The following is a 9,192-nucleotide window of genomic DNA, read 5'->3' on the forward strand; positions in this document are numbered from 1 at the left end:
CAAATTATAATAGTTAGAGACCAAAAAAAATAGCTCCCTCTTCTAGAGGAAGCCTCAGCTAAATTACAACACACAAACCAATACAATAAATAATTAAATATAATTCCGTGAAGACTTAATTTCTTTGATTTATCTATATTTCATATACTAACAGATATTTCCGTAATTTTCTGTCAAGATTCAGTAAAGATAGTCAGTAATTTGATGAACTTTTGGGAAAGGGACAGGAGATTTATGGCCACTGTACTGGAAATTCAGTTCTATGGGATGTCCTAATTGCTATATATTAAGGTGGCAATCTGCAACAGATGAATTTATGTCCCAACAAACAGTCTGGATAGCAAGGCACGGAAACCGCATCGACTTTGTTAACCCTGAATGGTTTAATACTGCGCAAAGACCATACGACCCCCATCTTTCAGATGATGGTATCCTTCAAGCACAACAACTAGCAAAGCGTTTAATTGGGGAAAATATCACCCAGATTTTTGCCTCTCCTTTTCTGCGAACTGTCCAAACTGCCAATGAAGTAGCAGAAGTCCTTGATTTACCCATCAAATTAGATTGGAGTCTATGTGAATGGTTGAATCCAGAATGGATGCCTGCTATCCCAGAAACTCTATCTTTAGAAACTATGGCCAAAACTTATAGCAGAATAGACCTTTCTTACAATGAAGGTACTCCCCAATATCCCGAAACATGGGAAGCTTGTATGAAGAGAAGTGGAGAAGTTTCTCAGCGTTTGGTGGCACAGTTTCCCACAGAAAATATTTTATTGATAGGACATGGTGCTTCAGTTATTGGTACTGCTGCTGGATTAGTTGGTGAAATTGCTGAGAATGAAGTTAAAGCTTCTCTTTGTTGTTTAGTCAAAATTGTCCCTCAAGAAGAACAATGGGTAATGGAATTAAATGGGGATACTTCTCATCTAGATAATAGAGAAACTACTGTCAGGTTTGTTTAAGCAAGTGTCAACCCAGTTGGTGGAGTAGGGGAGTGAGGGAGTGGGGGAGTGAGGGAGTGGGGGAGTGAGGGAGTGAGGGAGTGGGGGAGTAGGGGAGTGAGGGAGTGGGGGAGTGAGGGAGTGAGGGAGTAGGGGAGTGAGGGAGTGGGGGAGTGAGGGAGTGGGGGAGAAGTAAAAATAAAAATAATTAATTAGGCTGCTGGTGAATAATTATTAAAGAAGTTATTCAGACAGTGTTAATTACTTAATAATTGAAGTATCACAATTCGTATAGCATTACTTTTGGTACTTGGTATAACGAGTTGGTTTTAAAGGAAAAAAGAAAAAACACAAATATATTATTGTATAACAATCTGGTAACTATTTAATATGTTTTTTTGCCTGTTATATAGTTATCAAAATTGCTGAAGTGAGGATGTATTTTTTAATTTGATTTTATGGCAGGACATAGTAAGTGGGCAAATATTAAACGCCAAAAAGCAAGAGTTGATGCTGTTAAAGGGAAAGTTTTCGCTAAAGTATCTCGCCAAATTATTGTTGCTGCTCGTAGTGGTGCTGACCCCGCTGGTAATTTTCAGTTACGCACGGCGATAGAGAAGGCGAAGGAGGCAGGTATTCCTAATGATAATATTGAGCGGGCGATCGCTAAAGGTTCGGGTCAGTTAAATGATGGAAGTCAACTGGAGGAGATTCGTTATGAGGGTTATGGTGTGGGAGGTATAGCTATTTTAATTGAAGCACTGACTGATAACCGTAACCGTACAGCAGCAGACCTGAGAAGTGCGTTTACTAAAAATGGTGGTAATTTAGGTGAGACTGGTTGTGTTAGTTGGATGTTTGACCAAAAAGGTGTGATGACTATTAAAGGTTCTATTAATGAGGATGAGTTATTGGAAGCATCTGTGGAAGGGGAAGCAGAATATTATGAAGTAATTTCGGAAGATGATTTTCAGGGTGCAGAGGTATTTACTGAAACTACTAATTTGGAAAATCTCAGTCAGGTATTACGAGAAAAAGGCTTTGATGTAAGTGAGGTAGAGTTTAGGTGGATTTCTAGTAATACTGTTGAGGTTACTGATGCGGACCAAGCTCGATCGCTGCTCAAGTTAATGAATGCTCTTGATGACCTTGATGATGTCCAGAATGTTACGGCTAATTTTGATATAGCAAATGAGCTTGTTTCTAGTGTTTTAGTTTAGATTAGATATACAATTCTTTCCCAGGCAATTTGTCTGGGAATTATCGTTTAATAAAAGTATCTTATTTTAGATGAATAATAATCATAGATATTTAGAAAATAACCGTGAAGATGATGTATATTCATTTGCTTCAGGAATATTTAAAGTAAATCAAATTAGAAAAGTTATGTCTGATGTGATTAAAAGCTTATTGCAAAAACCAGTAAACGAAGGGGTGTAGAAATTAAGACCCAGTATTATAATTCTAATACTAGAAGTAGGGGTGAATATCAATGGTTTGGTGATGGTGTAGATTGTTAATTATTAAGAATAGGAAGTGATGGTTGGCAAAAGGGAAAAATGAGAGTTAGAGTTATTGTAGAATTTTGTCCAGATGAACCTAATACCGATGAATCTCCTTTAGATGATATTCGACAGAGAGATAATTATCAAAACTTATAATAATTCAATGAAGGGCAAAGTTCGTATAGTCTAAAAACTCTAATTGCTCAAGAATAATTTGCTAAATAATTTAGTATTTTTAGGTTTGGTTGAAGAAATATAACTTTCTCCCTTTAGAGATAACCTAACAAATATTATGTTTAGAGTTGTGTTGCTCCTGGAAATAAGCTTCAGTTATACCAATTCCCATGCATTAATGCTATACTTGGGTAACACTTCAGCTATTAAGTAATTAATACAGGCTAAATCACCTTTGTGCTAATTTAAGGTGATTTAACGTTCATTATTCTTACTTTTACTTCTCCCCCACTTCCCTACTCCCTTGCTCAAGTAAATATAGAAAAGTTGTTGAGAAATGATACTACATAGGACTTACGCAAAGACCATGTATATAGTGTTCAAAACTAGAACGTTATAGTTTTTTTACTCTATATATAGTACCTCTGCGTAAGTCCTGTTATATAAAATCCGGTTATACAGTAATTGCAAAATTACTTTCTCAACTGACAGATGTTGTATTGAATACGAATTGAAAAATTCATACTATTCAAATACTTTCTTTATCCTGACTCCTGTAGGGGCGTTAACGATAGTTATGCGAAGCTAACGGCCGTTTCGCGGAGCGACATGAAACGCCCCTACGAATCCTGACTCCTAAGTGGTACGATAACTAATTACCCGGATTCTATATTACAGTTTTTTTCTCCAACCCTACCTACCTGTTATAATTAATTAACTATAGTAAATTCAGACATAATAGTTAATAACAAAAATTATGTCGAAAGCTTGGTCAAAATTGCTTCCACTGCTGGAGGTAAACGACGCATAATTTTGCCTTTTTCTTTGTCAACAGTTACTAATGTCACTTTCGCAGTAACATACAATTCTTTACCATCCAAAGATTGAATTTGGTAATCCCAATCCAACCTCACCCCTTCACTATTTGCCATCCGGGTCTTCACTACAACTACCATACCCAACTTCACGGGTTTATGATACCTTACCGAAAGTTCGACTACTGGTAAATCACAACCAAGGTTAACCAACTCAGCAAATTCAATACCAATGGAACGCAAACTTTCGACTCGCGCCTCCTCCATCCAGGAAATATAAGTTCCATGCCAAACAATACCAGCATAGTCTGTATGATGTGGATGGACCCGAACTACATATTCAAACCAGACTTCCGGTTTTTGAATGGACTGACTTTCAATTGCACTGGTAGGTAACTGAGGTTGAGATTGTTCTGATGAGGCCACTTTACAAAAATTTCTAAAACTCTACATTTCTAAAACTTACCATTGCCATTAGGGATTTATGCTAGTTTGAAAGACTATTATTATCTGATTCGCTTAACTTAAGATATGATAAACAAAATTTTGGTAGCTGTTGCTGGTCGGGGATTATGTGAACAGATGTTCAATATGTTGATAGAAATTCCCTATTTTCAGGCAGCATCTGTGACTGTATTGCACGTTGTACCCCCTCAAGTAAGTTCAGAAGGTATGTCCGCCAAGTTAGAGGAAGGTGGAAAAATTCTGGCAGAGGCCGTGGACTCTTTAAAGGTAGATCCAAAAAAAGTCAATCCTCGACTCAAGCAAGGAGACCCTAAAGATATTGTTTGTCAAGTAGCTGATGAAGAAGAATCTGAGCTAATTATTATGGGTTCCCGGGGATTAGGGAAACTGCAAGCCATTTTGGAAAATTCAGTTAGTCAATATGTTTTCCAGTTAACTTCCCATCCAATGCTACTGGTCAAAGATGATGTCTATGTCAAAAAAATTAGGCGGGTGATGGTTGCTCTAGACTCATCAGAAGAAGGGAAAAATTCTCTAAACATGGGCATTTCCTTCGTGAATCAAATTCCTGGGGCGGAATTAATTTTGAGTCATTTGAAGAAGGATATAAGTGGAAAATCAAGTCAAGATTATACTGCTGATGCCGAAAAAGATCCTGTTATAGTCGAAGCTTTAAAAGAAGCGAAAAGAAAGGGTATTCAAAAATATCGCTGTGTGAGTGGCAGTGGTAAGCCTGGGCCGGAAATTTGTAAAATCTCCCAGGAATTGAATGTGGATCTATTAATAGTGGGTTCTCCTGATCGCCGTCCATCAAGTGCTAAGAGTCTGATAGACCTTGATAGACTCTTAGGAGATTCTGCATCAGACTATGTAAGGGTTTATGCTAATTGTCCTGTATTGTTAGTCCGTTAAAGTATGATTTATAGGACTTACGCATGAACCATGTATATAGAGTATAAAAACTATAACGTTATAGTTTTTATACTCTATATATAGTACCTTGGTGTAAATTCTGATTTAGATATTTCCCCTGGAAAATAAAAATTAGGGTTTGCGCTCAAAAGTCTTTTTTAAGGAGTAGAGGAGCGGGCGAGTAGAGGAGTCGGGGAGTAGAGGAGTCGGGGAGTCGGGGAGTCGGGGAGTCGGGGAGTCGGGGAGTGTAGGGGAGTAATTTTTTTTGCTCAACTATGCGCCCAAAGTCCTAACTTTTTGATTTTTCGGGAACCGTGCATAAAGAGCTGAAAACTAGGTACTTTTTCCAGACCTAAAAAAAAGGCACTTACCTTTATCTATCAATGCTTTGAGATTTAATCAGCAAAGCAATAATTAATAAAGTAGGAGCGTAACATAAAAATTCCGCTCCTACTTTTTTTGTAAACTGCTAAATTTTTAGCTTTCGTTGTTGCCAGTTTGAATATACAAAATGATTAAGAAAACTGCTGGCACAAATATGAACAAAATGGTTGCTACAAACCCTAAATTATTAACTTCCATGATTACCCACCTTTAATTTAAAAAAAGCACTCAGCAATCAGCAGATTTTTTTGAGATGCCCTCGTTTGCGGAGTATTCCATTAGGAAAGGAGATTTGAACTCCGACTCAAGCATCTGGCCCTTGGAGTTCTAGGGATTTTAACCCCTAGCTCTAAAAGCTGATAGCTAATAGCTGATAGCTAGTTAAACAGAACAAAATAAGAATATCATTATTTGCGTTTTGGTTTTGTTTTGACAACCACAGGACCATTAACTAGGGTCTGACAAGCTAATCTACAATTGGGGGGCCTCTTTTTCAACTTTTTTTCTTCCACGGGAGTACGAGGTGAAAGATTTTCTATACCTTCAACAATTTCTACTACGCAAGTACCGCATTGTCCATAACCTCCACAATTCATCATTTTGGCTGTAAAGGTATAAATGTCAATGCGATTTTCTAAAGCTTTGAGCCTTAAGTTGGCTCCATCCGCAGCAATTACTTCTTGATTTTCGTTTTCAAACTTAATATTGGCCATGATGAATTATTAATTTATCGTAATAAAAAGTTAACTAATATTAAGGACTTTAACTTACTGCCCTGGTTTACACAACCTTGCTGTAGGGAAAATAGTGGGGGAGTCGGGGAGTCGGGGAGTGGGGGAGATGATAATCAAAAATAATTATTGCTCTGCTGATTAAATATCAAAGCATTGACAGATATTGGTTTGAGCAATTTTCGTTATGGAAAAAGTACCAGCTTTTTGCTTGATAAAGCGGAAAAAGTTAGCATTTTGCGTAGATTATGGCAGAAAAATCACTCTTACTATTCTTTCTCCTGTCTCCTCTATAATTCCCACTTCTCCTGACTTCCCCTCCACCGGAGGGGTTAGGGGTGGATTGACTCCTACCCTTACCCATAAGACTTTTTCAGCAAAGCCTAATTAGGGCTAGCTAATAAAAATTGACAAAAGACATAAATTATGTATTTGTCATTAAATTGATATTTTCCGAGAGTAAGCATATTTATAAAACTTACGCAGAGACAACATACAGCAGTTTCCGAAGCTATGAGGTACAGTTGTTTTTATTCTTTTCTATTCCCTATTCCCTCCATACCTGTTCCCTCCATACCAGTTAAGTGTTCCCTCAAACCTAAAATTTTGTACCTCACGGGCAACGGGAAGCGCTATATCTAGAGTTCAAAAACTATAACGTTATAGTTTTTGAACTCTAGATATAGTACCTTTGTGTCAGTCCTGATTTAATTAGGGTTGGCTGAATAAATATCAAACCTACATTCCGCACGTCAAAATGTAGTATGAAATCAGTCCTCAGGAGTCGTAGGGGCGTTTAATGTCGCGCAGCGAAACGGCCCTTAGCTTCGCATAACTATCGTTAACGCCCGTACAGGAGTCAGGAGTCAAAAAAAAATCATAATAGTCAATAACAGCAAACAATTAATTAAGTATTTATGCTTAATATTTTCCTGAGAATTTGACTCAGGAGAAAGTTAAATAAAGATAATTCGTACAGTATAAATACCTACTAAGCTACCAGATTATTATAATACTCTAGTGCTACAACTTGACGTGCGGAAGGTGGGATCAAAGTATTGACAGATAAAGGTTTTAGCATTGTTAGGTCTGGAAAAAGTTCCTAGTTTTGAGCTGCTTTATGCACGGTTCCCGAAAAATCAAAAAGTTAGGATTTTGGGCGCATAGTTGAGCTAAAAAATTACTCTCCTAAACTCCTCTACTCCCCTACTCCTTAAAAAAGACTTTTGAGCGCAAACCCTAATTAGAGGCTTTTCCGTAATTTTGCTCTCCCCATCTCCCCAAAGTCTGCACAGTCCCCACACTCCCAGTTCAGGGAGTATCTGACAAATTCCCACCAGGAAGATTACTTACAGATCGTTGTAGTTCTGACAAAGACCGATTATAGTCAATAATCGCAGTTAACAAATTATCCTCAGCCCTAGTTAAATCTGTTTCCTGTTGAATAACTTCTAACTGAGTTCCCACACCAGCTTGAAATCGTAATCTTGCCAAACGTAAAGCTTCCTTTGCCTGTTCCACACCCAACTCAGCAGTAGAAATATTTTCAAAGCTAGCTTCCAAACCAAAGAAAGCTTCCTCAACTTCCCGACGAATCTGATTTCTAACTTGCTCAAACCTAGTTTCGGCAATCTGCCCATCTATTATACTTTGTCTAGCAGATGCCCTTGCTGCACCACCATCAAAGAAATTCCATCTGAACCTTAATCCTATTGTACTGCCATCAGCCCAACCCCTAGCTGCTCGCCAACTTTGGTTCTCAGTTGTTAATGCCAAAACATTGTAGGTAGCAAAGAAATTTAAGTTTGGTCTGACTGATGAAAGAGCTAGTTTGCGCTGCTCATCACTTAAGTCTCTTTGCACCAACTGCTGTTCTAACTCGGCTCGGTTCTGAAAAGCTGCCACAATGGTTTCATCCAAAGACAAAAGCCAAGACCCTGCTGGCTCAATTGGATCGGCAGCCGTCAAATTAATCAATTCATTGGCACTTAATCTTTCTGCTAAACGACGTTGGGAAGTACGTTGATCTCTAAGTGCATTTGTCAGGTTTTGTTGTTCATTTGACAATGTTACCTGAGCTTGCAATACATCAAATCTGGTTCCTACTCCTGCTCTTTCTAAAGCTTCCGCATCTTCCAAACTTTTACGAGCATTTTTAACAGCAGCTTCTCCAATTCTGACCCGCCCATCTGATTGTTGTAAATTATAGTAATCATTAGATACATCCAAGCGCAATTGTTCTGAAACCCTCTCTAGTTCTAACTCCCGTAGACGCATTTGTTCCCTAGCAACTCCAATCCTGGAAGAACGAGCTTTACCAAGACCAAGGTCATAATCAAATTGAAATGTATTGGTAAAAGTTGTGACAGGGAAATTTTGAATATCAGTGTCTATGAACTGGTCTGCTCCTGTTACTTCAGCTACCCGTTGTTGAGCTTGTGCCTGCAAATCACCAATAGCACTTTCAATACGTTCTATAGTTGAGTCAAAGGTTAGACTAGGCCACAAAGCAGCTTGAGCCTGTCGCAGAGAAGCTTTAGTCCTCTCAACTTCTAGTTGAGAAACTTGGATTTCTGGGTTATTGCGTCTGGCTAAATCAATAGCTTGCTCTAAAGTAATTGGTATTGTTTCTTTTATCTGTACTTCATCAGGAGAAATGGGATAGTTTAGTGGGTTAGAATTTGGTTCTATTTGAGGGGGTGGATTAGTTTGTAAGGTTCCATTTGGCACTGGTGGAGGAAAACTTTCACTATTTTGTTGAGCAATAATTAAGCTACTATTATTTGATGAATGTTTTTGATTTTCAACCCTGGCTAAATTAGGAACAGTATTCATAGTTGAAGTGGGATTTAAACCTGTCATTATCTGAACAGAATTTTGCTGTTTTGAAGTATTGCCAAAAGTAGGTGGTCGTTGAATGGTTGATACTAGACTTTGATTGGTTATCCCTGGTAATTTAATTGGATAATTGTTACGTTTTTGAGGATTATTTAGTGCGGATGCCTGGGTTTCAATTTGGGATAAATCATTTATTGTTGCCATTACAGGAGCGCGATTTATACTGGTCATCACTTGGTAAGAATTTCCTAGGATTGGATTTCTTTCGTTTTGTTGATTCTGATTTTCTGGTGTTGATGGCTTTAAGTTTGTCTGGATTTTTGCTGTTTCAATTTGATAATTTTCTGTTTTTGATTTTGACTCTAGCAAGTCTAATAAACTGGAATTAGATTTGCCGACATCTGCTAATTTTGACGAATCTGGAT

General features: G+C 37.9%; 9 protein-coding genes. 5 read left to right on the forward strand and 4 right to left on the reverse strand.

Going from position 1 to position 9,192, the window contains the following annotated elements:
• Positions 1-316: 316 nt before the first annotated feature.
• The 4 genes from ACP6PK_RS00155 (at position 317) to ACP6PK_RS00170 (ending at position 2,604) form a co-directional block, all read left to right on the forward strand.
• Complete coding sequence (locus tag ACP6PK_RS00155) at positions 317-964, forward strand: histidine phosphatase family protein (protein WP_426556724.1); 648 nt, start codon at positions 317-319, stop codon at positions 962-964.
• A 437-nt stretch (positions 965-1,401) separates the two neighbouring features.
• Entirely contained in the window at positions 1,402-2,163 is a 762-nt protein-coding gene (locus tag ACP6PK_RS00160; protein ID WP_426556726.1) for a YebC/PmpR family DNA-binding transcriptional regulator, read from the forward strand.
• A 70-nt stretch (positions 2,164-2,233) separates the two neighbouring features.
• Entirely contained in the window at positions 2,234-2,383 is a 150-nt protein-coding gene (locus ACP6PK_RS00165; RefSeq protein ID WP_168186541.1) for a hypothetical protein, read from the forward strand.
• A gap of 89 nt (positions 2,384-2,472) precedes the next feature.
• Positions 2,473-2,604, forward strand: coding sequence for a KGK domain-containing protein (locus ACP6PK_RS00170; protein WP_256386605.1), 132 nt, complete (start codon positions 2,473-2,475; stop codon positions 2,602-2,604).
• Between the two features lie 773 nt (positions 2,605-3,377).
• On the opposite strand, the gene ACP6PK_RS00175 is transcribed toward ACP6PK_RS00170, so the two are convergent.
• Positions 3,378-3,863, reverse strand: coding sequence for an acyl-CoA thioesterase (locus ACP6PK_RS00175; protein WP_426556728.1), 486 nt, complete (start codon positions 3,861-3,863; stop codon positions 3,378-3,380).
• A 105-nt stretch (positions 3,864-3,968) separates the two neighbouring features.
• Between ACP6PK_RS00175 and ACP6PK_RS00180 the strand changes: the two genes are divergently transcribed.
• Positions 3,969-4,814: a universal stress protein gene (locus ACP6PK_RS00180; RefSeq protein ID WP_426556730.1), complete on the forward strand. Its 846-nt coding sequence runs from the start codon at positions 3,969-3,971 to the stop codon at positions 4,812-4,814.
• Between the two features lie 477 nt (positions 4,815-5,291).
• On the opposite strand, the gene psbM is transcribed toward ACP6PK_RS00180, so the two are convergent.
• The 3 genes from psbM to ACP6PK_RS00195 all read right to left on the reverse strand — a co-directional run.
• Complete coding sequence (psbM, locus tag ACP6PK_RS00185) at positions 5,292-5,396, reverse strand: photosystem II reaction center protein PsbM (RefSeq protein WP_094672641.1); 105 nt, start codon at positions 5,394-5,396, stop codon at positions 5,292-5,294.
• A 209-nt stretch (positions 5,397-5,605) separates the two neighbouring features.
• Positions 5,606-5,911: a 2Fe-2S iron-sulfur cluster-binding protein gene (locus ACP6PK_RS00190; protein WP_094672640.1), complete on the reverse strand. Its 306-nt coding sequence runs from the start codon at positions 5,909-5,911 to the stop codon at positions 5,606-5,608.
• Positions 5,912-7,240: 1,329 nt separating this feature from the next.
• The coding region (locus ACP6PK_RS00195) for a TolC family protein (protein ID WP_426556732.1) at positions 7,241-9,192 on the reverse strand (1,952 nt) is incomplete at its 5' end.

Origin of the sequence: Dapis hubbardiae BLCC-M172 (assembly GCF_050016015.1) — a bacterium.
Taxonomy (GTDB): Bacteria; Cyanobacteriota; Cyanobacteriia; order Cyanobacteriales; family Microcoleaceae; genus Trichodesmium.